This is a genomic window from Pectobacterium wasabiae CFBP 3304, from assembly GCF_001742185.1.
Classification (GTDB): Bacteria; Pseudomonadota; Gammaproteobacteria; order Enterobacterales; family Enterobacteriaceae; genus Pectobacterium; species Pectobacterium wasabiae.
The window spans coordinates 2,261,034-2,284,580 of sequence record NZ_CP015750.1 but is presented as its reverse complement, the minus strand read 5'-3'; the positions used below and the strand labels follow the sequence as shown (position 1 = coordinate 2,284,580).

The 23,547-nt window shown below is 47.3% G+C and carries 21 protein-coding genes and 4 pseudogenes; 15 read left to right on the top strand and 10 right to left on the bottom strand.

Going from position 1 to position 23,547, the window contains the following annotated elements:
* Positions 1–6: 6 nt before the first annotated feature.
* From A7983_RS10385 to A7983_RS10355, 7 genes are read left to right on the top strand one after another with little or no spacing between them, the layout of a single operon-like run.
* On the top strand, positions 7–987 hold the full coding sequence (locus A7983_RS10385; RefSeq protein ID WP_005971206.1) for a hypothetical protein: 981 nt from the start codon (positions 7–9) through the stop codon (positions 985–987).
* 9 nt (positions 988–996) lie between these two features.
* A complete protein-coding gene (locus tag A7983_RS10380) occupies positions 997–2,976 on the top strand; it encodes a vWA domain-containing protein (RefSeq protein WP_005971208.1) in 1,980 nt (659 codons plus the stop codon).
* 17 nt (positions 2,977–2,993) lie between these two features.
* A complete protein-coding gene (locus A7983_RS10375; protein ID WP_005971210.1) occupies positions 2,994–3,662 on the top strand; it encodes an ABC transporter ATP-binding protein in 669 nt (222 codons plus the stop codon).
* Positions 3,643–4,875, top strand: a complete 1,233-nt coding sequence (locus A7983_RS10370; protein WP_005971212.1) for an ABC transporter permease — start codon at positions 3,643–3,645, stop codon at positions 4,873–4,875. The genes A7983_RS10375 and A7983_RS10370 overlap by 20 nt, the downstream gene beginning before the upstream one ends.
* Positions 4,865–6,400: an SUMF1/EgtB/PvdO family nonheme iron enzyme gene (locus tag A7983_RS10365; protein WP_005971214.1), complete on the top strand. Its 1,536-nt coding sequence runs from the start codon at positions 4,865–4,867 to the stop codon at positions 6,398–6,400. Before A7983_RS10370 ends, A7983_RS10365 begins: the two co-directional genes overlap by 11 nt.
* Positions 6,401–6,424: 24 nt before the next feature.
* Entirely contained in the window at positions 6,425–7,129 is a 705-nt protein-coding gene (locus A7983_RS10360; protein WP_005971216.1) for a coiled-coil domain-containing protein, read from the top strand.
* A gap of 10 nt (positions 7,130–7,139) precedes the next feature.
* Positions 7,140–7,622: a coiled-coil domain-containing protein gene (locus tag A7983_RS10355; RefSeq protein WP_005971218.1), complete on the top strand. Its 483-nt coding sequence runs from the start codon at positions 7,140–7,142 to the stop codon at positions 7,620–7,622.
* Positions 7,623–7,926: 304 nt separating this feature from the next.
* Here the strand turns inward: A7983_RS10355 and A7983_RS24435 are convergent.
* The 8 genes and pseudogenes from A7983_RS24435 to A7983_RS10330 all read right to left on the bottom strand — a co-directional run.
* Positions 7,927–8,076 (bottom strand): annotated as a pseudogene (locus A7983_RS24435) (DUF4942 domain-containing protein); the annotation flags it as partial.
* 71 nt (positions 8,077–8,147) lie between these two features.
* Positions 8,148–8,675, bottom strand: a complete 528-nt coding sequence (locus A7983_RS10350) for a DUF4234 domain-containing protein (RefSeq protein WP_005971220.1) — start codon at positions 8,673–8,675, stop codon at positions 8,148–8,150.
* A 55-nt stretch (positions 8,676–8,730) separates the two neighbouring features.
* Positions 8,731–8,973 (bottom strand): hypothetical protein, encoded by a 243-nt coding sequence (locus A7983_RS24740; protein ID WP_005971221.1) that lies wholly within the window; start codon positions 8,971–8,973, stop codon positions 8,731–8,733.
* 709 nt (positions 8,974–9,682) lie between these two features.
* Positions 9,683–9,913, bottom strand: a pseudogene (locus tag A7983_RS23910) (Arm DNA-binding domain-containing protein); the annotation flags it as partial.
* 441 nt (positions 9,914–10,354) lie between these two features.
* Positions 10,355–11,224 carry a DNA adenine methylase gene (locus tag A7983_RS10345; protein ID WP_005971226.1) on the bottom strand — a complete coding sequence of 290 codons (870 nt, stop codon included), beginning with the start codon at positions 11,222–11,224 and terminating at the stop codon, positions 10,355–10,357.
* A 65-nt stretch (positions 11,225–11,289) separates the two neighbouring features.
* Positions 11,290–12,711, bottom strand: a complete 1,422-nt coding sequence (locus A7983_RS10340) for a ParB N-terminal domain-containing protein (RefSeq protein ID WP_005971228.1) — start codon at positions 12,709–12,711, stop codon at positions 11,290–11,292.
* Between the two features lie 119 nt (positions 12,712–12,830).
* The gene (locus tag A7983_RS10335) at positions 12,831–13,154 is read right to left on the bottom strand and encodes a helix-turn-helix domain-containing protein (protein WP_005971230.1); all 324 of its coding nucleotides are present in this window, start codon (positions 13,152–13,154) and stop codon (positions 12,831–12,833) included.
* Positions 13,138–13,496 (bottom strand): annotated as a pseudogene (locus tag A7983_RS10330) (type II toxin-antitoxin system RelE/ParE family toxin). Before A7983_RS10330 ends, A7983_RS10335 begins: the two are co-directional and overlap by 17 nt.
* A gap of 1,012 nt (positions 13,497–14,508) precedes the next feature.
* Here A7983_RS10330 and A7983_RS10325 point away from each other — a divergent pair.
* The 7 genes and pseudogenes from A7983_RS10325 (at position 14,509) to A7983_RS10300 (ending at position 19,032) form a co-directional block, all read left to right on the top strand.
* On the top strand, positions 14,509–15,387 hold the full coding sequence (locus A7983_RS10325; protein ID WP_005971234.1) for an integrase domain-containing protein: 879 nt from the start codon (positions 14,509–14,511) through the stop codon (positions 15,385–15,387).
* Positions 15,388–15,389: 2 nt separating this feature from the next.
* Entirely contained in the window at positions 15,390–15,590 is a 201-nt protein-coding gene (locus tag A7983_RS10320; RefSeq protein WP_005971237.1) for a helix-turn-helix transcriptional regulator, read from the top strand.
* A complete protein-coding gene (locus tag A7983_RS10315) occupies positions 15,587–16,123 on the top strand; it encodes an ash family protein (protein WP_005971239.1) in 537 nt (178 codons plus the stop codon). The genes A7983_RS10320 and A7983_RS10315 overlap by 4 nt, the downstream gene beginning before the upstream one ends.
* Positions 16,086–17,000 (top strand): annotated as a pseudogene (locus A7983_RS24430) (primase-helicase zinc-binding domain-containing protein); the annotation flags it as partial. The gene A7983_RS10315 and the pseudogene A7983_RS24430, both read left to right, overlap by 38 nt.
* A 63-nt stretch (positions 17,001–17,063) precedes the next feature.
* Positions 17,064–18,152: a helicase RepA family protein gene (locus A7983_RS24425; protein WP_235778064.1), complete on the top strand. Its 1,089-nt coding sequence runs from the start codon at positions 17,064–17,066 to the stop codon at positions 18,150–18,152.
* Positions 18,153–18,437: 285 nt separating this feature from the next.
* Positions 18,438–18,758 carry a type II toxin-antitoxin system RelE/ParE family toxin gene (locus A7983_RS10305; protein WP_005971241.1) on the top strand — a complete coding sequence of 107 codons (321 nt, stop codon included), beginning with the start codon at positions 18,438–18,440 and terminating at the stop codon, positions 18,756–18,758.
* Positions 18,748–19,032 carry a helix-turn-helix domain-containing protein gene (locus A7983_RS10300; RefSeq protein WP_005971242.1) on the top strand — a complete coding sequence of 95 codons (285 nt, stop codon included), beginning with the start codon at positions 18,748–18,750 and terminating at the stop codon, positions 19,030–19,032. Before A7983_RS10305 ends, A7983_RS10300 begins: the two co-directional genes overlap by 11 nt.
* 208 nt (positions 19,033–19,240) lie before the next feature.
* Here the strand turns inward: A7983_RS10300 and A7983_RS10295 are convergent, their stop codons facing one another.
* Complete coding sequence (locus A7983_RS10295) at positions 19,241–20,473, bottom strand: hypothetical protein (RefSeq protein WP_005971243.1); 1,233 nt, start codon at positions 20,471–20,473, stop codon at positions 19,241–19,243.
* Between the two features lie 140 nt (positions 20,474–20,613).
* On the opposite strand from A7983_RS10295, the gene A7983_RS10285 reads away from it, so the two are divergent.
* Positions 20,614–21,764 (top strand): IS3 family transposase gene (locus A7983_RS10285; RefSeq protein ID WP_156781736.1). Its coding sequence is split into 2 segments (ribosomal slippage): positions 20,614–20,872 and positions 20,872–21,764, totalling 1,152 coding nucleotides; the frame shifts between segments, so codons are not numbered across the junction.
* Between the two features lie 42 nt (positions 21,765–21,806).
* Here the strand turns inward: A7983_RS10285 and A7983_RS10280 are convergent.
* On the bottom strand, positions 21,807–23,060 hold the full coding sequence (locus A7983_RS10280) for a tyrosine-type recombinase/integrase (protein ID WP_005973610.1): 1,254 nt from the start codon (positions 23,058–23,060) through the stop codon (positions 21,807–21,809).
* Positions 23,061–23,547 lie beyond the last annotated feature (487 nt).

Genomic DNA, 23,547 nt, shown 5'->3' with positions numbered 1-23,547 from the left:
CCTGACGTGATCAAACCAGAGCTAAAACCCTTAACCCCCGTCCAGCCGGGCTACGCACGACTTCTGTTACGGGCATGGAAAGGGGGCGAGGAAGGCGTCACGATCTCGGTGTTACGTAATCAGGACCATCTTTATCTCAACGACAGCGGGCAATGGAGCAGCGGTGAAGTGTTTTTAACCCTGTCGCCTCTGGCATCTTACGATGATGTCCCTGGCGTACAGGTTGGCCCTGATTTTCTCGACCCACTGCTGGCAAACCGGCAAGCCGCGTACCGGATTACGGTTAAGGACATCGCCACGAGTGATGTTGGCGTGTTAACCATCACCGATGGTCTGCTGAGTTCCCAGGCTAGCGGTGAAAATAATCCATTAGCGAATGTCCGCCCAGTGGAAGAAGAGCCGATACAGGAAACGTCCATCCCAGAACCGCAACCTGAACCTGAGCCAGAGCGTCCTGCGCCAGTACCGCAACCTCAGGTACGAACCGATGCAGCCAACGATAAGCCCAAGTCCGGTAAAACGGGTGTGCTGATCGCCATCGCTCTTCTCATCCTGATATTACTTGCCGCTGCGGCATGGTGGTTTACCCGCAGCCCAGCCCCAGCGGTAACAACCTCTACCGTGCCCCCCGTAGCCAAGGTCAGCGGACCTTGCGGCGATGATCAGATGAAAAACAGCAACGAACTGGAGTTCGTCAAAGGTTGCCTGCGTAGCCAGCCAAGCAGTGCTCAGTTGCTTGATGTGATTAGTAAAGCCAAAGCAGAGAAGCATTGCGACATTGCTCAACGTTTATATGCCTACAAAGCGCAGTCAGGAGATACACAAATGGCAATGCGTTATGCCCAGGAATACGATCCCAAAACGGCGCAATCTGGCGGCTGTTTCAGCCCAGATGCACAAACGGCAGTCTACTGGTACGAGACCATCGTCAATAACGATCCGCAAAATAACGACGCTAAAGCTCGATTAACCGCGCTAAAAAAATAGGATAAGAAAATGAATTACGCTCACTGGTTCAGTGGCCTATTTTGCGCCGCCGCCTTTAGCTTCCCGGCGCTCTCAGCCGATCAAAAGCCGCTCCTTCAGGAAGGAAAGCACACGCTGTACCAGCGCGTACTGACTTATCCGGGCTGTGAGTTGGCGAGTAACATGGGCGACGCAGGTAAAGAGCAGCCTGCGTTTAGCCGTTTCTACGTTTATCAACGCAGCCAGCACGGGCAAGATGAATGGCTACAAGTAGGGCCGGATAGCCTAGGCCGTGTTGCCGGTTGGATGAAATCGTCTTGTACCGTGGACTGGAAAATGCAACTGACGCTGGCGTTTACCAACCCGGCAGGCCGCCATCCGATGCTGTTCTTCCGTGATAAGAGTGACGTTGAATCCATTCTCAATAGTAAGAAACCCTCTGCCATGTTGGATCCGCTTCTGACTCGTCTGAAGAATAAACAGCCTGTACCGCAAGTACTGGCCAGAGAGCCAGATTACATGGTTGATCAGCTTAAAAATTTCTATCTTCTGCCAGTACTTGGCTCAGACGATATTTTCACCGACACCGGCTTTCAGGTTCGCGTCCTGAATGTTGCATCGGTTAGTGAAAAAGCCAATGCCACAGCAGGCGTCGGAGGTTCAACTTCGGACGAACAAACCGGGCAGAACGAAAAAAATATGATGAAAGGCTTCTCCGCGTCGGTGGTGTTCGTGATCGATTCCACCATTTCCATGGGGCCTTATATTGAACGTACCAAAGAAGCTATCGATAAAATTTATCAGCGCATTGAGAAAGAACAGCTACAGGACAAGGTGAAGTTTGGTTTGGTCGCGTACCGTTCCAGCGTCAAAGTTGTGCCAGGTCTGGAATACGACAGCAAGATGTATGTTGATCCCAACACGGTGAAAAGCGGTAAAGATTTTCTCGCCAAAGTGCACGATCTTAAACAGGCCACAGTATCAAGCAGCAAAATGGACGAAGATGCTTACGGTGGCGTAATGATGGCGCTGGATAAAGTCGACTGGACCCAGTTTGGTGCCCGCTATGTCGTACTCATTACCGATGCCGGAGCACTGGAGGGATCTGACAGCCTATCCTCAACGTCGCTAGATGCAGCTCAGGTGCGCCAGGAAGCGGCTTACCGTGGTGTGGCACTTTACGCCATGCACCTCAAAGCCCCAAATGGCAAGAAAAACCACGCCTCGGCGGAAGCTCAGTATCAGGATCTGACGCTGAACCCCTTTCTGCATAAACCCCTGTACTACCCGATCGATTCTGGAGACGTGAACAACTTTGGCAAAATGGTCGATGGGCTGGCTAACGCCATTACCGGGCAGATAAAAACAGCCTGGAGCGGTGAGAATACGGTGGGCAGTGCGCTCGGTGCCAGCCCAGAATATGCCGGAAAACAAACCAACCCATTATTAAGCGATGCCGAGAAATTGAGTAACGCGATGCGCCTTGCCTATCTTGGCGAAAAGCAGGGTACACAGGTGCCGCCGGTGTTTAAATCATGGATTAGCGACCGCGATCTGGTGAAGCAAAATATTCCAGCCACAGAAGTCCGGGTGCTGCTCACCAAGAGTGAACTGAGCGATTTAAGCGATGTGATGAAAAAAATCATCAACGCGGCTAACGAAGGGATGATTTCACCGGATGACATGTTTGCCAGCCTGCGTTCACTCGCCGCGACGATGGGGAATGATCCGAACCAGGCAAAAAGCAAGAGTGCCACCCGTCTTGGTGAGATGGGGCTTCTGGGAGAATACATCGACAGCCTCCCCTACCTCAGTGAGGTATTAAGCCTGGATGAAGAAACCTGGAAAAGCTGGGATGGCTTGGAACAGGAACGGTTTATTCGTCGCCTGAATACCAAGCTCAGCTACTATCAGCGTTACAATCAGGATGTTGATCGTTGGATCGCTTTAGCGCCAGACAGCGACCCTCGGGATAACGTCTACCCGGTTCCTCTAGAAAATTTACCCTAATGATACGGATCTGCGATATGGATATCCGCCGAGGCGGGGTCAGTGGCTACCGGGTATCATTGCCTGAGTTCGTGCTGTCCCGTGGCGATATAGCAGCCCTTGTCGGGCCCAGTGGATGTGGAAAAAGCACGCTGCTGGAAATGATGGGGACGCTGCTACGTCCAGCACGGCTCAAAGAGTACCGACTGGGCGAGCTGGATATCGCTACGCCGCTATTGGCAGAAGATGAAGCCCAGTTGTCCACTATCCGGGCGCGTGCGTTAGGGTTTATGCTCCAGCATGGCGGGCTGTTACCGTGGCTTTCCGTTACGGAAAACATCCACCTGACTCGGCAATTGGTGGGGATGACAACCCATCAAGAGTGGCTGGATGACGCCATCGATCGATTAGGCATCCGTTCATTACTCGGCAAAATGCCTTCCCAACTCTCCATCGGCGAGCGCCAGCGGGTGGCGTTTATTCGAGCCATTGCCCACCAGCCGCGTTTACTGCTGGCCGATGAGCCAACGGCCGCGCTGGATCCCGACAATGCAGAACGACTCTTTGCGCTGATGATTGAAATGGTGCGGACCTTGGACATGGCGGTCATCATTGTCAGCCACGACTGGCAGAGAGTCTCAGATTTGGGCCTGCGTTGTTACAAGGCATCTGTGGCGGAGGGGCAAAGTGTCTTCCTCCCTGCCTGAACTTCAACCAAAACATACGCTTCTGCTACGTATGGCGCTGCGCGATTTATTGCACGATCGCAAAGTCACGCTGTGTATTGTTTTTTCGCTGATTGCAGTAATCGCACCGCTATTATTGCTGTTTGGCCTGAAGAACGGCATCGTCAGCCAACTACGCCACGACCTGCTGGACGATCCGCGCACGCGGGAAGTGCGTATGACAGGTAATGGCAACTATGACCTCACCTGGCTGGAGCAGTTAGCACAGCGCCCGGAAGTCGGTTTCACGATCCCTCTCACCCGATCGTTGAATACACAGGCGGATTTGGTACGAGACAGCCAACATTTTGCCGCGAATGCTGAGGTGATCCCCACCGGAGAAAGTGACCCATTACTTCAGGGCATTCCTCCGCTACAGCAAGACACGCAGGTGGTATTAAGCGCCAGTGCGGCACGCCGTCTTGATGTCCAAACCGGGGACAGTTTCCATCTGCGGGTTAACCGCAATCTTGAAGGACAGAACCAGCGCGCAACGATTGAGCTCTCCGTCAGTGGGGTACTTGATGAGGCCAAATTCTCTCGTCCCGCCGCATTTATTTCCTTGCCGCTTCTGGTCGCACTGGAAGATTACCGTGATGGTTTTCAGGTTTCGCTACTCGGGGTCAGCGAGGGGGAACCGTCACGGCCGCGTATGCGCTTTGCCCGAGCACGACTTTATGCCAGCACGTTAGATGATGTCGCGCCACTGGCCAGTTGGCTGGAGGCACAGCATATAGAATCCGTCACCCAGGCGGCGCAGATAGAATCTGTGCGTGCCATTGATCGCGTGCTTGGCCTCATTTTTGCGGTCATCGCATGGATTTCGGCCTCCGGCTGTATTGCCTCACTGATCGGCGCTTTTATCGCCAACATCGACCGTAAACGTACTGACATGGCCGTACTCCGTCTTCTCGGCTTTCGTCGTCGGGCGGTTACCCTATTTATCGTGATCCAGGCGCTTTGTCTCACGGGTGTGGCATTCAGTGTCGCGTTGGCGATCTATCTATTGGGAAGCGAATTATTTAATCGCCTATTCGGCACATCCCTTCCCGATCACCGGTTCGTTTGCCATCTCGAACCCATTCATTTTGTTACTGCACTTCTGTGCGTACTGGCGGTGGCATTCAGCGTTGCCGCCATTGGTGCGCTACGGGCGCTGAAAATCGAACCTGCGGAGAGTCTACGTGAAATATAAATTGGTCCTGAGCCTGCTTATAGCTGGAATGGGGTATACCTGCGCCGCACATGCAACCTGGGATGAAAAATTCTGGAACCCAAAACCGCTGGCAGATGATGTCATCCTCCCTCTGCCCTGTGATGGCGCGATGGCGTTTAGGAAAGTGATTATTCCGCAAAATAACCTGCTAGATGACTACGGCATTGTGGTCGGGCAGGAAGGTGATGAATGGGGATATGTGGAGCAAGCGCGGCAGGAGCATATCTCAGGCAGCTTCCCTGAGAAAAAAGGACAGAGTCGCTATTACCTGATGGCTAAGTATGAGCTTAGCGATTTACAGTTTCTGTCACTTTCTGGCGACTGCCCAACGCCGGATATAAAAGGCCGCCTGCCAAAAGTGAATATTGGCTGGATGGATGCGATGGCCTTTGCTAACCGCTACAACCTCTGGTTGCGGAAAGAGCAACTGGCAAGTTTGCCTAAAGATGACGGCCAACCTGGCTTTCTTCGCTTGCCTACCGAAACCGAGTGGGAATTTGCCGCCCGGGGCGGACAATCGGTGTCATCATCAGAATTCCGCGACCAACATTTCCCAATGCCAGAGGGCATGAATAGTTATGCCTGGTTTGCTGGCGCGCAGTCCGCAAACGGGAAACTTAATCCAACAGGCTTGCTACAGCCCAACCCACTCGGCTTACACGATATGCTCGGTAACGCTGCCGAGATAATGTTCGAACCGTTTCGCCTTAACAAGCTTGATCGCCTACATGGTAAAGCAGGGGGCTATATCGTGCGCGGGGGAAGCATTATGACAGTGCAGAGCGATATTCGCAGTTCTCTGCGTGGTGAAGAACCCTATTACAATGCTAAGGGAGAAAACGGCAGTAAAACTACGGGTATGAGGCTGGTTTTGGTATCAACAACACTCACATCCCGCGATCGTGTCAAAGAAATTGAGAAGGAATGGCAAGCCCTCGGCACGGAAAAAAATACGGCGAGTGCAGGGCCAGCTACAGGCTCGTTGCAAAACCTCAATGAAATTTCCGCCAAAGTACAAGACGAGACGCTAAAGAAACAATTGGAACAACTGCGCGGTGAGCTACGAGCCAATAGCCAATTACGCGATGAACAGCGCGATCAGGCGATAAGAACGTCGCTGCAGCTAGGGGCGTTTTTGTGCACAAAGATGAAAGATGACGGCGAGTTCTTTGATCGTCTCAACCAGCTCAATGCGAAAACCTGTGCAGCGGGTAATCAGCTAGATGATAACTGCTCACGTCGCCAGGAACAGTTAGGACAGCATCAGAAAGCCCTAGACTTTATCACTAGCTATTACGCCGACACGCTGGTGGATATGGGCTCAACCTATAACAAATCGCTTATCGAATCACAAATCACCATCGTACAACAACTGATGGCGGCACGCGGCAAAACCAATCTAAACGGATATCTGGATACCTACTGGAAAAATCTTCAGGGGTACTGGAAGGATGGCAAAGTGGCACGGGATGCGTGGCTTAACGCATGCAAAAACAATAACTAAGTAATAATCAGGAGAGAGTAGGTAATGGTAACCTTTAAAGCATTACGCACAGCGACAATTGTGGGATTAATAGTACTTCTGGCTGGCTGTCAGAATTCATCACGTTTAGGCGGCAGTGACATCGATCCACGTCTTTCGAAGAGCCAAGACATCGAGTTCTTTAACAAATCAGGGCTACAGGCTTGTGCTGCCGGGGCGGCGATAGGGATACTCGCTTGTGCGGTAGCCGATGCTAAAAATAAAACAGTATGTATGGCAGCAGCAGCCGTGGCTGGCTGTGGCATCGGTATTGGCACCAATGCTTATCTGGATAATCAGCGCAAAAAATACGCCACTCAGGAAGAACAACTCAATGCATCGATTAAAGATATACAGGCTGAAAACACCCGAATTCAGGGCGCAGCGAGTGTAGCGAAATCAGTTATCGCCAGCGATAAGCAAACGCTGGCCAAAATAGAAAAAGAGATCGCCACAAAATCGGTAAAAAAAGAGGAAATGCAAAAGCAGATCAAAGGGGTAGATGCCAACATCGCCTATTTACGTAATACGATTACCGATATGAAAAAACATGAGAAACAGTGGCAGGATGTCTCCGCTGATATGCAAAAATCTGGCGACAATACCAAAAAATTAGATACGGAAATTGCCCAGATGCGTGACAAGATCGGTTCATTACAGAGCGAGCTGGATAGCCTCTATAACCAACGTACCGCCCTGAAAGTGAGCTAAGGAGGGTTCCATGCGCGCTTTATTACCAGTGTTCACCGCACTCCTGCTCGCTGGATGCGTGACCAATCCGCAGAGCTGTGACCCAACGACCGGCGACGTCAATATCGTCACTAAATTTAACTGCAACTATTCTGGAACCTGGGATCAACGGGTTACAGAGAAACAGCAAACACTGCAACATGAGCAAGCGTTGAATAAAGAGTTCAATGCCGTATATGCGGCTATCGAACAAGAGAAGACGCAAAGCAATGCCAGTGTTACCGCTAAACGTAAGTCGCAGCAAGAATTGCAGCGTTCGATGAATAATCTGGTGGCACAACTGAAGAAAAAGAGTGCGGGACGCGCAGATGCACAAAAAGAGATCGCCGCTCTAGAAAAAAGCATGAAAGAAGCACAAAACCGCCCTTCCGAATCAGAAATGCAAAAGCAGATGGAACTGCAGAAATTGCAAGGGCAGCTCACTGGACTTCAAAAAATGTTGGAACCGCAATAAACCACATGCCCGCAGGCCATCAGGTCAGCGGGCCTGCCTTTCCCTGGAATTATTCCCACACATCCTTCAATCCAGCGCCACACTACGTCCGAATCTGATTAAAACGGTCATAAGGCACAGCGATAATCGCTTTACTACCTCTTTCGGTGATGGCCGCGGTGAATTACCGATGGAGGCCGATCGCTACCGTTTATTATGGACCCCCATTTGCCCCTGGATCCATCGTGCGATGATAGTTAGAAAATTGCTAGGATTAGAATCGGTTATCAGCCTAAATAGCTATATGGACACCGACCCTATGCAAGCACGGGCAGATCTTTTTCTGACAAAGTAACAAGGAAGGGAGCGTGTAATCCCAAAGTAGCCCTTTAAATACGTTAATCTCCCCACACACGAATATTTCTTGCTTGCTCTGGTGAAGAGGTTCAAAGGTACTGAGGATATTGGCTTCGCTGAATAAAATACTTCTATCTACCAAAAATGAAAACGCTCGCTTATATAAGCGAGCGTTAAAAATTCAGATTGTCATTGCTGCGTGGGTGGTGTTTGTTTTGGCTGATCTCCCACAAATGAAGAAGAACCATAAATGATTTTATGTTTTGCCAAAGCGTCCGGCATAGCGTTGATGCAGTATGTAATATAATAAACGTTAAACACAATGGTATAAAACACATTCATTTTCAGATCAAATTTGAATTCCATCAATGCATAATGTCGTAACGCCGTCCGTGCTTTAAAAGCCCAAACAACATAGAGTACTGCAGAAGCCAATGACAGAATCCCACTCAATGCCAGCAGAGTATCGCTGGTTGGGTCGTATCCATAAATATCCGGCGACACCATTGAAGCCAGTTGACGAGACATTCCGAAACATATCGCAATCCAAAGAACAAATAGCTCATTGGAAAATGGATATTTAGTTACTTCACTAATTATATTTTGTTTTTTGAAAAGCCATACTATAGGCCACACGCCGCACGTAACCATGGTTAATAAAAAAAAGTTGAGCGTTTTAGTATCAAGACGCAGTTTGAGATCGGAGATATCAGACATGTTGGTTTCCTAATAATTAATAATAACTCGGTAATAAAATAATAATAGAACGAAATCAGGAGGTACTTGGCGTACACCCTGTCTTACTATATTCAGGTAAGACGCTTTTAGCGCCATTTAAGGTGAAAGCCGCTGGTTTAACTCCACTGCCAAAGACAATAACGCGTTTTCCTGTACGTAATTTGTCCCACATCCAGGAAAAATTATTTTCTCCTACTCGACTCGAGGTTTCGCTAACACTAAACGCGTCATCATCATCAATTTTTACTTCTATGATTTCATTTGTATCCGTGCTCACAAAATGACCATCCATATCAGTAAATATGAGTACTTCTGGGCGATAACCTGAATCATCACAAGCTAAGTATAATCTCGATTTTTCTTTACCTAAAATACTATATTCGGCCCCCCCTGCCCCATCCGCTCACCCACTCATTCCGGTTACCAAAGGCTTGAACGAGACTGGGTATTAACGATGCCGTCAGCAGTCCGGTAATCAGTAATTTATTTTTCATTGCATCAATCCTTTTCATTCGAATCAAAAACCGGTCCATCCGTCAACGGTATTGATGATACAAAGCAGGTAGGACATAAAAATCACCAGCGTGATATACCAACGCATAAAGCGGCAGAGCCTCAACAGCGTTCGTATATTATTTCCCCCTGCAAATCAGGTAATACAGCAACCAGCCAGTTATGGGCTAATGATCATCCCCAAAATGAACCAACCCCAGAATGAGTGACCGCGACTGAATGCTACGCACCTCAGCACAGTTGCCAGTCCACTCCAAAGAGTAATAAGGGCATCGTAGTCCTCCAGATGCATACACGTTACATTAACATGTAATTGATTAGTAGAAGTAAACAATTCTCAGAGTAAAGCGTCGATTTTATAGCGGGGAGAAATGACGGCATAGCAAATCGCTTCGATCGGCTACATCGATCGGTGACAATAAAAAAACCTGATGGGAAACATCAAAAATAGGCGCTAACAGGGTCACTCGAATCATACCAGCAGCGACCAACTTCCTGGCAGCTTCTCGCTTTTGTCTTGCACTAGCCAAGAAACTTAGGGATAGACGCCAAACGCAATCAGGTGCTGTTTACCGCCGAAGCGAAAACGAAAGCGCCAGTATTTTGAGCCGTTGGGATGGATCAGCAAAAACATACCCATCAACCAGCGAATACTCTTTTTCCTCGGGTTTAGCAGAACGTACTTTGGTATCTGTCAGGGTCATGATGGTTATCCTTCCATAATCTGCTGTGAGTGTACAAGCAACATCGAACCAGCATATATACTCGGTTCTATACTCACAAGCAGATTGATGTGGGTGGAGTCAGATTGACATCCGTTGACATAAAATTCGGGCGAAGCCTTGTGTGACGCGGATTTTAGGCATAAAAAAAGATCTCAGTTGAGGTCTATTTACATACTGTTGGTGCGAAGGCCGGACTCGCAACTCAATTTAATACATTGATTAATAGCTACTTAAGATAAACAAATGGATTTAATGACCACCATATTGACCCCTTTTATACAATAAGGGTTTTAAAACCATACTAATGATAGAAATAATAAATGAGCTATTTTTCCACATAAAATACTTGAATAACACTGCCATTTAATTATTTAACATTGTCTATAAAATAAAAACCATTTAGCTATAATTAAAAAATCACTAAGATAACTTGATAAGTTTATCACCTATGAGATTCTCAGGGATATTGATGTCATTGCAAACAATTAACAACTCAGTACCGATACGCTTCTTTGCGGCACTATAATTTAAATAGAATTCATACATATTATTTATTTTATAAATTTCTTTTATTTTTAATGCGTTATCATAAGTTAATATCCAAGGAACTCTAATAGATGAGATAACTTTAGATAAAGCGGCATGATCATTTTCATTGTAAAAATTCGTATATAAACTAGCCCCCTTCTCAAAATATGGAGGATCTATATACATGAAAAAATCATTTCCGCTGCGATCATCTATTTTTTTTATAAAATCTACTGCATCCTCATTATAAATTTTTATAGAATCTTTATGTTTTTTTATTTTTACTATTTTTTTTATTAAATCATCTTTATTAAATCTACAGTTCAGTTTGTAATCACCTTCTTGTTTTAGCCCGCCAATTACACCAGCTTTTAAAATAATTCCAGATCTATTCGTCCTATTGAGGAAAAATGATGAGAATCCTAAATCTAGTACATTAGCGCTATTCTTATTATTTTGAATATTTCTTTGTTTATACCATTCATCGATAGTTATCTCGGTATTTTCTATTCTATCTATAAACGCTTCTGTATCATTAAGAATAGAATGCCAGATAGCCCAAATTGAACGATCTAGATCATTCAAATGAATCTCTTCAGCAAACCCACCAAAAAGAAGAGCTAGCGCAAGCCCACCACCACCAGCATATGGCTCGGCATATTTACATTTATTTAGTGAATTATTCTGGATTATATTTGAAACCATCGGATAGATGGCTGTTTTACCTCCAGGGTAGCGAAGAGGGGAATAAGTTACTGGCATAGCTCACCTAAAAATAACATGTACTTTTTGTATTATACAATATTATTCGTAATAAAAACCACTATTTATATATTCTTTGGCTTAGATTGATGTTCAACACAAATTGTAACTAATGGTTTTGCAATTAACCAAACTGATTTTAGCATATCCCTATCTGGTAGGGTATATTCACCATGCGCATAACGATTCAATGAGTCTAAAGAATTCCAGTTAGCACTATCTTTAGATATAAATCTTGTTAAGTCGGCCAGATAAGCCTTATTAGTAAACCATACATCTCTCTTCACGAGAGCATTAATGTTATCAGAAAGATTTTTAACTCTTCCATTACCGTTCAGACACTGATCTTTTTTCCCATGAATTTCAAAAATTCTTACTACTGATATTTCAACAATTGAACGTAACAATAAAGCAGCCGCATTTTTATACGTATCAATAAGCATGCCTTGTGCTTCTTGAATCAATATATCTAACTTATCGCTTCCAGTAATATAACTCACTCCCTTGGGAATTAAGGTTTCCTTAGGTTTTCTTCGAGGCTTACTAATCTCAACATCATCCGATGAGACCTTCGTATTACTATTATCTGGAGTAAAATCCACACTTCCATCATGTATTCCTACAGGTATCTTCTCCATCTCGCTTTCAATATAAGCATCTATTTGCTTACTTGTATTTAACTTACGAGAATCAATTTTCTTTGTAACAATATCAATTACAAACTGTCTCAGCAATGCGTTGAAATACGATTTAGAAGCATCTGTTTTTAATCTATTTTCTTCGATTCTAAAACCTGTTTTTTCTTTAAATATTTTTGAATTCACCAACCTAGATATAGTACTAATATTAAATTTTGACATTAACGCTTTATCTTCAATATCAGTAGGTAACTCTAGCTCTGTAAAATATCTCTCTAAAAGGTACTCTTGGACTGAGTCTTGTATTTCTATAACTTTAACATTAAATCTTTCTGCAATATCCTGAATTGACTCACCACTGTCAATACCAATACTAGCAATAAATTTATTTTTTTGCTGTCTACTCCACTGAAGCTTTCCTTCTGCATGTAATTCAAAAAGAACATTTTCAACGGCTCTTCTTGATGGAGCAACAAATACATCTATTTTTTCTATCAAATCGGAGCCTAGGCGATTTTTATATAATTCGATTTTTCGTCGTTTAGCTGGTGAAGGAACTAATTCTGGATCAATCAAACATTTCAGCGCAGACACTCGGCGGTTTCCTTCTACCACTACGTAGTTTTCACCCTCTTTAACTACATATATAGGATCGTGTGATATAAACCCCTTTTCTACAATTTTATGTGCAAGCCTTTCAATTCGTTCATTTTGGAATAAATAATTTAGTATATCTTTTGTTGTTCTAATTGTAATGTAACTTGGAATTCTTGGATTTTCTTTGTCAAGTCGTAAATTTGATACAGATAATGACAATCGTGGCCAAGAACTATAATCTATTCTACTCATAAAACTCCCTACTTTGTTTATAGTTAGCAAGATCAGTATAATTCATTTTTGACACCAATATGATACTACCAAAGCTGTATATGGCTTAAAAGCCAGCATGGCAGGATAATTAAAAAACATCAAACCAATACCTTCAACCCATGTTTCTGCACCACGGTAAGCAATTTCAACGATAACCCGCTGGGGCGTTTTACACCGCTTTCCCATTTCTGCACCGTCGAAACACTGGTGTTCAGGTAGCTTGCGAAAACTGGCTGGCTGACGTTCAGCTTCTCACGTAGCGCCTTAATCTCAAGAGGTTGAAGATCGTCCACGCTGTTGAGGCACGCTTTGTCAAAGTTGCGCATGGTTTCCTGAGGGACAGCGTCGACGCTGAATAATCCAGAAGCCGCGCTGTGGATAGCCTCAAATGCAGGACTCTTGAATTTACTTTTTGCGGTCATGGCAAATCTCCACCAGTTCTTTACTCTTAATCAGCGCCGTAATCTTTTCATCGGCAAGGGCAGCATAGTACTTCGCCAACTCGAGAAATCCGGCCAGTTCGCGATTATCGATGTTCGCCATATCCTGCTTGGCATACAGGAACGTGTAAAACCAATGCTGTCCACCTTTCGCCAGTATGATGGCGCGATCGCGATTCTGGTTCAGCCGTTTCTTATAAACGCCGCCGCCGAGATCGTCAGCTTTCCCTTGCATCACCGCCTAATAGCCTCACATAACTCACTATCCTTGATGGCGTGGGATTTAACCGCCTTCGTGAACCATTTGGTTTTGAATACACGCATCAGGTCAACATCCTGTCACCTTAACTATAGCACCTAGTGCTAGGTTACTCTTTTTTCTGGCAGAGTCAAAGTGCTTGAAACTTGTAAAGCTCTGTCGTATTTTTGACCATGAAAACCTGCTGTTGATGACAGCCACCAATGTTTCCAGTATCGGGATGATGCGAGTGACCTGTGAGAAGCGCCTTCGGGTGGTCACATTGCCAAATGTCATAAGGAATGGAGCGTGGTCTGAGACTGACGCCTTCGGGCGACCACAAACACTTTCGTAGCCTGCAAGGAAGAACACGCTCAGTTGCGTGTGGTAAATCTGCCAGCCTTTGAAAGCAGATATCACCGGGTAGTTTGAACGCCGTTGCGAGCGTGGTGATGAAGGTTCGTTTTGACTACTTTACTCAAGCCCAACATTGCCGTGGGCTTACTATACCCAGCCAGAGAGCGTCTTCCATACCGTAGGAGACTGGCCGTAGCTGCAACGTTTATCGTTGTGGTGATTTCACTTCACAGGCGGCTTAAACAGCGCTTATCCTCGTAAGTTCGCGTTATCACGCGACTTCGATTTTACTCGTCTCAATGATTTGTGTCTGCGCGTGTGAACGTGCTGGCTGCGCGTTGCTATGCCGTCAGGCATCTGCTACGCGCCTGCCGGCAACGTCTGCACCGGCGTCACTTTTTCCGTGTTAACGGATGAAAGTGACGCCGCAGCCGAAGACCCTATCAGCCCCTGAGACATGCACCTCAACCGCCGCGTCATGAATCTGACACACCCGTTTGTGCCGGACTGATCGCTTTTTTACAGGAGATTGAACCGATACCGAGGCAGGCCTAACGGCCTGAGAGGAAATCCTGCAACCGCAGGCGGCCGCACCGAGTGCATAGCCGACACCTCCCAAGACCTCAACTGCTGTCCGCTCTGGCGCACAGGTATCGTTCAAGGCAGGTCAATCGCGATTGTTTCTGCCCTTTCCCATGCGCCAGAGAAAAGCATCCAGTTGAATTATGAGAGGTAAGTTGCATGAGTAAATTAAGTCGTGAAATGACCACGCTGGCGAAACAGGCTGGCGGGAGCTACAAGACGGTTCATGATCGTATCCGCATCATGGACAAGCTGTGCCGTCACCTGCTGGCGCTGAATATTCAGGTGCGTGACCTTAAGTATCTCAAAGCCAGACATATCGAAAGTTATGTCACCGAACGCCTGTCACAGCGGATTGCCCTTCGTACCCTGCACAACGAAATGTCGGCGCTGCGCACGGTGTTTAAGCAGGGAGGACGGGAAAAGCTCGCCGTTTCTGATCGCCTGACCAATAACGCGCTGGGGCTGAGCGGGGCAAGCCGGGCCGGGACAAAATTCGCTATCCCGGATGAGCGCTATCAGGCCGTTCTGCTTGCAGCGCAACAGCGTGATAAAGGGCTGGCCTGCGCACTTCAGCTTGCCCGATTGTTGGGGCTGCGCTCTCAGGAAGCGGTGCAGTGCGCCAGTTCGCTGAAGACATGGGAAAAGCAACTTGAACGCCATCAACAGACGCTGACCGTAGTATTTGGCACCAAAGGCGGCAGGCCACGTGAAACCCGGATTATCGATCGCGAAGCGATTCAACGGGCAGTAAAAGAAGCGCTAAAGGTGGCTGAAGCGCGTAATGGCAGGTTGATCGATAAACCCGACCTGAAAACCGCTATGAATTTCTGGCGCACGCAGACCACCCGCTTAGGGCTGACCGGCCACTATTCCCCGCACAGCCTGCGTTACGCATGGGCGCAGGATGCCATGCGTTATTACCTGTCACAGGGCTTTTCCCGCAGTGAAGCTAGAGCATTAACCTCTATGGATCTCGGCCACGGTGATGGTCGGGGGCGCTATGTCGAGCGGGTTTACACCCGGAAGGAGGATTGAACATGACGGATAACACGTTGATTCGCTTATCGGGTGTGATGAAAAAGACTGGCCTCAGGAAATCATGGATTTACCTGTTGATGAAGCAGGGGGAATTCCCTCAGACGGTCAAAATCGGCGCTCGCTCGGTAGCGTGGGTGGAAAGTGAGGTGAATGACTGGATCGCGGCGCGTATCAGCCAGCGCGGGGAGGTTAAACCATGATGCATTGTTATTTTTTTCTGGCGGGCAATTTACGATATACTGCTGATGCTGCGGCAAAATCCGCAGCCGGAATTGGCGTTCCGAACAAAAGTCTGGTGCCTGAATATGCGCGTCATGCGCATTGCTGTTCAGGCACGCATCGAGCCGTACCTGCAATGGTGGCTCGTGCGGGGGCTCCGCAAGGAGCGCCGGTAGCCAGACTGTCCGGTAACGCCAACCCCGTACGGGCTACCACCCATGAGGTTGGCGTCTCTGGTGGTAGCTGTCTAAGAAGCTACAGTCTGGAGGCTGCCTTATGGCTACGATCCTTCCTTTTCTCTACCCGCAATCTTTCTTTTTTTCTGCGGGGGTACATCATGTATGACCCCACTCCCCTGACGTTAGAAGAACTCGTCGATCACTGTCGGGCGCTGGCCTACGCCATCATTGAACTGGACAACGCGCTCGCAAAAGAGCTGCTGATCTTTATCCTGTGGGAGCGTCTGAACCAGTTGAATGACGCGTTGCAAGCGGAGGTGGCTAACGATGAGTAAATTCGTTTCAGACATTACCGCACAGTCGCGCCACCGCTGGCGTGCCATTCTGTCCGCGCTGGCTATTCCGGTGCCTTCCGGTGGTAAACATGGCGCTTGTCCTGCCTGCGGCGGCAAAGATCGCTTCCGCTTTGACGACAAAGAAGGACGGGGAACGTGGTTTTGCAATCAGTGTGGTCATGGCGATGGCCTTGATCTCGTCGCACAGGTGAAAAACTGCGACCTGTCAGACGCCGCAAAACAGGTGGCCGCCCTGACACTCCCCGCCTCAACCGCGCCAGCCAGGGAAAAAGCTGCTGAGCGCCCGCCGCTGACCGATAAAATCAAGCAGATGCTGATCCATTCGAGGAACGGCGAAAGCGCTTACCTGAAAGCCAAAGGATTTTCTATCGTTCATGCCCGTCTGACTGCACAGCAAAAAATGCACATCGGTGGCGTACTGTTTGATGAGGGGAGCCTGCTGCTGAAGCTGCACCGCGTTTCCGGTGAACTGATCGGTGCACAGTTGATTAACGACGATGGAGAAAAACGCCTGTTGCCCGGTTCACAGTTGAAAGGCTCCTTCATCGCGGTACATTACCCGAAAGAGCCGGACACCATCGTGATCACCGAAGGGTATGCCACCGGCCTGACCATCAGCCAGATCACCACGGCGGCAGTGGTTGCGGCAGTGTCGGCCAATAACCTGATAAACGTCGCACAAGCCCTGCGGGGCTGGTATCCCAATGCCACTATCATTCTGGCGGGCGATCATGACCTGCATGCCGATGGTTCAACCAATATCGGTAAGGAGCAGGCTGAAAAAACCGCGTTGGCAGTGGACGGCTGGGTGTCGTTACCGCCCACCACAACGCTCTGTGACTGGGATGGTTACCGTCAGCAATATGGGCTTGAGGCCACTAAATCTGCCTTCAATAAACAACGCTATCAGCCTGACACGATGTATACCCCGTTAGTCCGCACCGATTCTGCTACACCGGCCTTCAACACCGCATTACCCCTGCGCAAAGGCTCTGACGGTTTTGATACGCGGCAGGACTACCTGATTAAAGGCTATCTGCCGAGTTCCTCCGTCGCCAGTGCTTACGGTGCCAGCGGCTCGTATAAGTCGTTTCTGGCGGTATCGTGGGGATGCCACATCGCCACCGGCAAACCGTGGGCAGGCAGGCCGGTGACACAGGGTGCGGTGATTTACGTTGTCGGCGAAGGCGGGATTGGCGTTCCTCGCCGTATCCGGGCATGGGAGCAGACGCTTAACGGCGGTAGCCCGATTGATGCGCTTTATCGCGTCGATTGCCCGATTTTTCCGGCCAGCCCGGAGAGCGTGCAGCAGGTGATACGCGCCGCACGCGATGTGAAAGTCGCCTCCGGTATGCCGGTTCGCCTGATTATTCTGGATACGCTCGCCCGCTGTTTTGGCGGTTCAGATGAGAACGCGGCTAAAGACATGGGTGCATTCATTCAGGGATGTGATGCGATTAAAGCGGCGACACAGGCCACGGTGCTGGTTATTCATCATTCAGGTAAAGATCAGGACAAAGGGGCGCGTGGCTCCAGCGCCTTCCGTGCTGCTCTGGACGTGGAATTTAACGTCAGGCGTGAAGGTGAAGGCGGCGCGTTGATCCTCAGTTGCACCAAAATGAAGGATGCGGAAGAGCCGCCGCGTCGCGCCTATGACCTGAATGCCATCGATCTGTACGTGGATGACGATGGCGACCAGATCACCTCGCTGGTGCTGAACGATGAAGGCCGTGAAGTCAGAGAGGATGCTGCTGCCAGCGATCCCGATTTAGCCAGTATATCTCGGCTGACGGAAAATCATTCTGCGCTATGGCAGGCCATTCGCTCACGCACGGCCAACGGTGAAGGCTGTACCCGTTCATTAGTGCGTGACGACATGCGAGCTATGGGCTTTGATGTGAACAAGAAGTTCACCCGTTGGTTGGACAAACTGGAAAAGGATGGCCTGATCGCCTTTGAGGGGGAGCGGATTACGCCGCTATCGCAACGGAATAAGGTGGGGGATTAAACGGGGGAAAGTGGGGGGCGAACGGATAATGAGTCTCTTATCCGGCATTTTCCCCCACTTCCCACGCATATATAGACGCGAAGTGGGGGAATAACTTAACTAGATAATAAGTAAACACTTTTATTAGAGTTATAAAAATCAGGTGGGGGAAGCCGTGATCCCTGAGTAAGTGGGGGAAAGGTGGGGGATGGTTTGCTAATATTTTACTCTGCCAATACACGCCAGATATAACATTTGAGTTATTATAGCTTATGAGTTATATTCCCCAATAACAAGGGGACTGACATGTATGAATTGATTTTTCACCCCGAAGCTGCAAGCGAAATTTATGACCTCGAACCTGTTATGCAGGCAAAAGCGCTTAAAGGGCTTGAAAAACTTGAAGCTAAAGGGCCCGAGCTAAGATATCCAGATACGGACATCATCGAAGGTGGGTTATTTGAGCTACGGGTTGGTAGAAAAGACATAAGCAGAACGTTTTTTGCTTACGCAAAAGGACGTAAGATCTATATTTTAAGGACATTCGTAAAGAAAACCCCTAAGACCCCGAAAGCTGAAATAGCGCTGGCAAAGTCAAGATGGGAGGAATTGAAAGATGGCAGTTAAAGGTATCAACTTCTCTGAAGTTAAAGCGAAAGCGCTTTCTAATCCTGAAGTTAAAAAAGCGTATGAGGACGAAACTCAAGAAGAAGCGCTTCGCGCTGTTCTGATCGAAATGAAGTCCAAGTCAGGTCTGACAAGTACAGAAATTGCCGCTCGCATGGGTGTAAGCCAACCTGCGGTGAGCCGCCTTGAGAGAAATGTTTCCAGTGCGAGTATCTCAACCTTACAACGGTATGCTGCTGCTTGCGGTATGCAGCTTAAGCTGTCACTGGGTTAAGATTCGCGCGGTATTTATAAGCCGGATTTTGCACTGGTTTGCCGGTTAGCATCAGTACTACAGGTTCCGGCTTGCTACTTCTATAAGGTGGAAAACGATCTGGCGGAAATGATACTTAGGTATGATGAGTAGCTGGAAAATCATCCACATAAGAAAAATGAGCGCCAGCCCCTCCCAAAAAAGGGGCTGGCGTGGTGGATAATATGTCTCAAATTTTAAATTTTCCTTCCGCATTCATAATAGTATCCCACTGTTTAAATTCGTCACTACTAAGAACTACACAACCTTTTGCCATAGATTTAAAATTTTCAGTAAGGTTTTTATCTTGCTTTGGAGGGAAATGATCGAAACTTGAAATCAATGTTTTTCTTCTCAGACTCTCTACATATTCAGGGCAAATTAGATTTTTCCCATCAAGCGAGAACATATTAACAGCCTTAATGAAGAAATCATTTCTATCTTTTAAATATTTCGTATCCCATATTGAATTAGGAAATAATTCTTTATAGTACTTATCAGATGTAACATGGTAATAATGAGTTCTTTTATCTAACACTCCGATTGTACTTAATGTATTCGAGCTAATAAATAAAAAGCCATTAGGCCAAAAGAAAAAAACCAAAAATAATGAGGCTAACACAGAAAAAATCGTTTCTTTTGCCACTTCAAAATTAAAAACCCCATTATTATTAAACGAAAAATTTCTTGAATAAAAGATCATTGCTGGAAATAATGATAACACTGAGTAAAACGATAAAAAAAAGAAAGCATAAACAAACCCATAAAAAGTATGCCCATCCATATTCATCAAAAGCAAAGAAATAGACAAACTTATTGATATTGAGGCTAAAAAGCATATAAACAAGGTGGCAATAATAGAGCCAGTTATTTTAATAAACTTTTTAAACCCGCTATCGCGATAGGCGTGAGTGTTTTTTACTTTAAATGGAAACACAGTAAAAATTGTAGAAACAATAAAAGATATGAGTAAAGAACGAAATGGTTCATCTATATATAATAAAATTTTCCCTATGTATACATACTTTTTAGAAAATTCATAAAAACCATCCGATGATAATATCAAAATAGAAACCAACATAGATATTATCATTATCAAAGTAATATATGGCATCTTTTTTGTATTAGCAATATAACTTTCATTAACAAAAGATGAAAAAAGCATTAGATTAAAACTTGGAAGTACAAATACAAATGACATTAATACAGAAATGAATATAAATGAGCCAAATATTGAAAGAAGTGTTGTTTTATTATCAATAGTACCAATCAATAGGTCAAGACGTGAAAAATGCCCTAAATATCCCCAAACAACAATTATGGAGAGTAGGATGCATATAGGTGAAACTTTCAGTGCATAAAGAAAACATTTTTTAGCATTATTAAAAAAAGAGGTTAACTCGCTCTCTTTGATTCCTTCCATATATATCTCTCTGAACAAGGCTAACAATCTATTTAAAATCAATGAAATGATTAAATACCATAATAATGGAGTATTGATCCTACCCAGCAATAGTGGACACGCGACTAAGTGAGTAAACTCTCAACCAGAGGTGATTACTCATGACAAAACCAGTACCAACCAGCAAAACGCCCCGCAAACAGTACACGCCCGAATTTCGCGATGAAGCCCTTAAACTGGCTGAGCGTATTGGAATCGCTGCTGCTGCCCGTGAACTCAGCTTGTATGAATCCCAGCTCTACAACTGGCGGTGTAAACAACGCCAGCAGATGAACTCATCAGAGCGCGAGAATGAACTGGCTGCCGAAAATGCGCGTCTGAAGCGCCAACTGGCGGAGCGCGACGAAGAACTGGCTATTCTCCAAAAGGCCGCGACATACTTCGCGAAGCGCCTGAAATGAAGTATGTCTTTATCGAAAAGCATCGGGCAGAGTTCAGCATCAAAGCCATGTGTCGGGTGCTTCAGGTTGCCCGCAGCGGCTGGTATGTCTGGCGCAGGCGTCGTTGTCAGACAACCCCGCGCCAGCATTTCCGGCTCATTTGCGATGAGGCTGTCCGTAAGGCATTCGCTGGGGCAAAACAGCGTTATGGTGCGCCACGTCTTGCTGATGAGTTGCCGGAGTACAACATCAAAACCATCGCTGCGAGCCTGCGCCGTCAGGGGTTGCGGGCGAAAGCCAGCCGTAAATTCAGTCCGGTCAGCTACCGTGAACATGGCCTGCCGGTATCGGAAAACCTGCTGAAGCAGGACTTCATCGCCAGCGGCCCGAACCAGAAGTGGGCAGGCGATATCACGTATCTTCGCACGGACGAGGGCTGGCTGTATCTCGCGGTGGTGATTGACCTGTGGTCACGGGCCGTTATTGGCTGGTCGATGTCGTCACGAATGACGGCGCAACTGGCCTGCGATGCGTTACAGATGGCGCTCTGGCGTCGTAAGCGACCGAAAAACGTTATTGTCCATACCGACCGTGGCGGACAGTACTGTTCAGCGGATTACCAGACTCTGCTGAAACGGCATAATCTGCATGGCAGCATGAGTGCAAAGGGGTGTTGCTACGATAATGCCTGTGTGGAAAGCTTTTTCCATTCACTGAAAGTGGAATGCATCCACGGGGAACGCTTTATCAGCCGGGAAATAATGCGAACAACAGTGTTTAATTATATCGAGTGTGATTACAATCGGTGGCGACGCCACAGTGCTTGTGGCGGTCTCAGCCCGGAACAATTTGAAAACCAGAACCTCGCTTAGGGCTGTGTCCACATTACGTGGGTAGGATCATATATCAATACATCACTTCTTGAACTCATACGGCACCACATACTCATCCCGATTGGCATCCAGATAATCCGCCCACCATTGCAGCATTAGCCTGCGCTCATCCAGATGCTCCGCTTTGTGGATATAGGCAGCACGGACGCCGTTGCGTTCCTGATGACTCATTTGCCGTTCTACCGCATCCCGTGACCACTGGCCGGATTCCACCAGTGCGCTACAGGCCATGGTGCGAAAGCCGTGTCCGCAAACCTCTGTGGTGGTGTCATAGCCCATTGTTCGTAATGCGTTGTTGACGGTGTTTTCACTCATCGGTTTGGTTGGTCGGTGATCGCCGGGAAAGAGCAGTTCATGAGCACCACTGATGGCCTTAATCTCTTCCAGCAGCGCTAAAGCCTGTCGGGATAACGGCACCAGATGTTCAGAACGCATCTTTGCGCCGCGCTGCGAATGCTTCACGCCGAGAATGGCTTCACGTTCAGCCGGTATCGTCCACATGGCACGTTTAAAATCGATTTCCGGCCAGCGGGCAAAACGTAGCTCACTGGAGCGGATAAAAACGCACAGCGTGAGTTTTAAGGCCAGTCTGGTTAACGCTCGCCCTTTATGGCGTTCTATACGTGCCAGAAAATCCGGCAGTTTATTCAGTTTCAGGGCTGGTCGGTGAGTGGCCTTGGGCGCAGCTATCGCGCCAGAGAGGTCTTGCGCGGGGTTACGCTCTATCAGATCGTTCTGCACCGCATAACGCATAATATCGGTGACGCGCTGACGTAGCCGTGACGCCAAATCAAGATGACCGTTCTGTTCGACGACTTTCAGCGGCTCCAGCAGGTCTTTAGTTTTCAGGTCGGCAATATGGCGATGCCCGATAGCAGGCAGCAGATTTCGTTCCATATCGCGCCATACCCGTCCGGCGTGTGTTTCTGACCAGCGGTTTTGGCTAATGTTCCGGTGCCAGTCCTGCGCGACCTTCGCAAAAGTATTCAACGCCTCTTGCGCCTGCTCTTTTTCTTCTTCGCGCTTTTCCGTGGGGTGGATGCCCTCCAACAGCAGCAATCGCACCTCGTCACGCTTTTCTCTGGCCTTCGCCAGCGAGACTAGCGGATAGGCACCGAACGCAATCCGGCTTTCCTTACCTTCAAAGCGGTACTTGAGATACCAGCGCTTAGAGCCGTTAGGACTCACCAAAAGATACAAGCCGTGCGCGTCCGCGAGCTTATAGGCTTTCTCGCGGGGCTTTGCGGTACGGGCAACAACGTCGGTCAGTGCCATAATTTGGGGGTCAACTCATAATCGAAGTGAATTGACCCTTATCTTGACCCCCAAATCATCTGGATGTCAATGGACGGGAAAAGACCACTGTGGATAAAATCGACAAAATTGCAGAGTGTGGAATGAAATTAAAATCGTTATTTTACAGATAGATATGGACATTACTGGACGATTACGGACATAAAAAAAGCCACCCTAAGGTGACTTGATTTTCATACGATGGTGCGAAGGCCGGACTCATGTATTAAAATAACATAATGAATATAAAGGATAATATTATTATATAAATAATTTATGCCCCCTTTTGTGCCCCCATGTGGTTTTTAGCTATATATCAGATAGATACAGACAAAACCCTATAAATGAGATCTATTATCATCCGCTCGGATTCGATTCCGTGCAACGGATCCTAACCGAACACACTTAATGATAACGACTCAGCCAAAATAAAAAGATTTTTCACAAAACTGTTCACCCTCTTCACCAG

What these genes read in the sequence shown, in the direction of transcription:
- A7983_RS10380 (WP_005971208.1), top strand. Translation starts at nt 997, where the DNA reads ATGAATTACGCTCACTGGTTCAGTGGCCTATTTTGCGCCGCCGCCTTT.
- A7983_RS10375 (WP_005971210.1), top strand. Translation starts at nt 2,994, where the DNA reads ATGGATATCCGCCGAGGCGGGGTCAGTGGCTACCGGGTATCATTGCCT.
- A7983_RS10360 (WP_005971216.1), top strand. Translation starts at nt 6,425, where the DNA reads ATGGTAACCTTTAAAGCATTACGCACAGCGACAATTGTGGGATTAATA.
- A7983_RS10355 (WP_005971218.1), top strand. Translation starts at nt 7,140, where the DNA reads ATGCGCGCTTTATTACCAGTGTTCACCGCACTCCTGCTCGCTGGATGC.
- A7983_RS10350 (WP_005971220.1), bottom strand. Translation starts at nt 8,675, where the DNA reads ATGTCTGATATCTCCGATCTCAAACTGCGTCTTGATACTAAAACGCTC.
- A7983_RS10345 (WP_005971226.1), bottom strand. Translation starts at nt 11,224, where the DNA reads ATGCCAGTAACTTATTCCCCTCTTCGCTACCCTGGAGGTAAAACAGCC.
- A7983_RS10340 (WP_005971228.1), bottom strand. Translation starts at nt 12,711, where the DNA reads ATGAGTAGAATAGATTATAGTTCTTGGCCACGATTGTCATTATCTGTA.
- A7983_RS10335 (WP_005971230.1), bottom strand. Translation starts at nt 13,154, where the DNA reads ATGACCGCAAAAAGTAAATTCAAGAGTCCTGCATTTGAGGCTATCCAC.
- A7983_RS10325 (WP_005971234.1), top strand. Translation starts at nt 14,509, where the DNA reads ATGAGTAAATTAAGTCGTGAAATGACCACGCTGGCGAAACAGGCTGGC.
- A7983_RS10320 (WP_005971237.1), top strand. Translation starts at nt 15,390, where the DNA reads ATGACGGATAACACGTTGATTCGCTTATCGGGTGTGATGAAAAAGACT.
- A7983_RS10315 (WP_005971239.1), top strand. Translation starts at nt 15,587, where the DNA reads ATGATGCATTGTTATTTTTTTCTGGCGGGCAATTTACGATATACTGCT.
- A7983_RS24425 (WP_235778064.1), top strand. Translation starts at nt 17,064, where the DNA reads ATGTATACCCCGTTAGTCCGCACCGATTCTGCTACACCGGCCTTCAAC.
- A7983_RS10305 (WP_005971241.1), top strand. Translation starts at nt 18,438, where the DNA reads ATGTATGAATTGATTTTTCACCCCGAAGCTGCAAGCGAAATTTATGAC.
- A7983_RS10300 (WP_005971242.1), top strand. Translation starts at nt 18,748, where the DNA reads ATGGCAGTTAAAGGTATCAACTTCTCTGAAGTTAAAGCGAAAGCGCTT.
- A7983_RS10295 (WP_005971243.1), bottom strand. Translation starts at nt 20,473, where the DNA reads ATGGAAGGAATCAAAGAGAGCGAGTTAACCTCTTTTTTTAATAATGCT.
- A7983_RS10280 (WP_005973610.1), bottom strand. Translation starts at nt 23,060, where the DNA reads ATGGCACTGACCGACGTTGTTGCCCGTACCGCAAAGCCCCGCGAGAAA.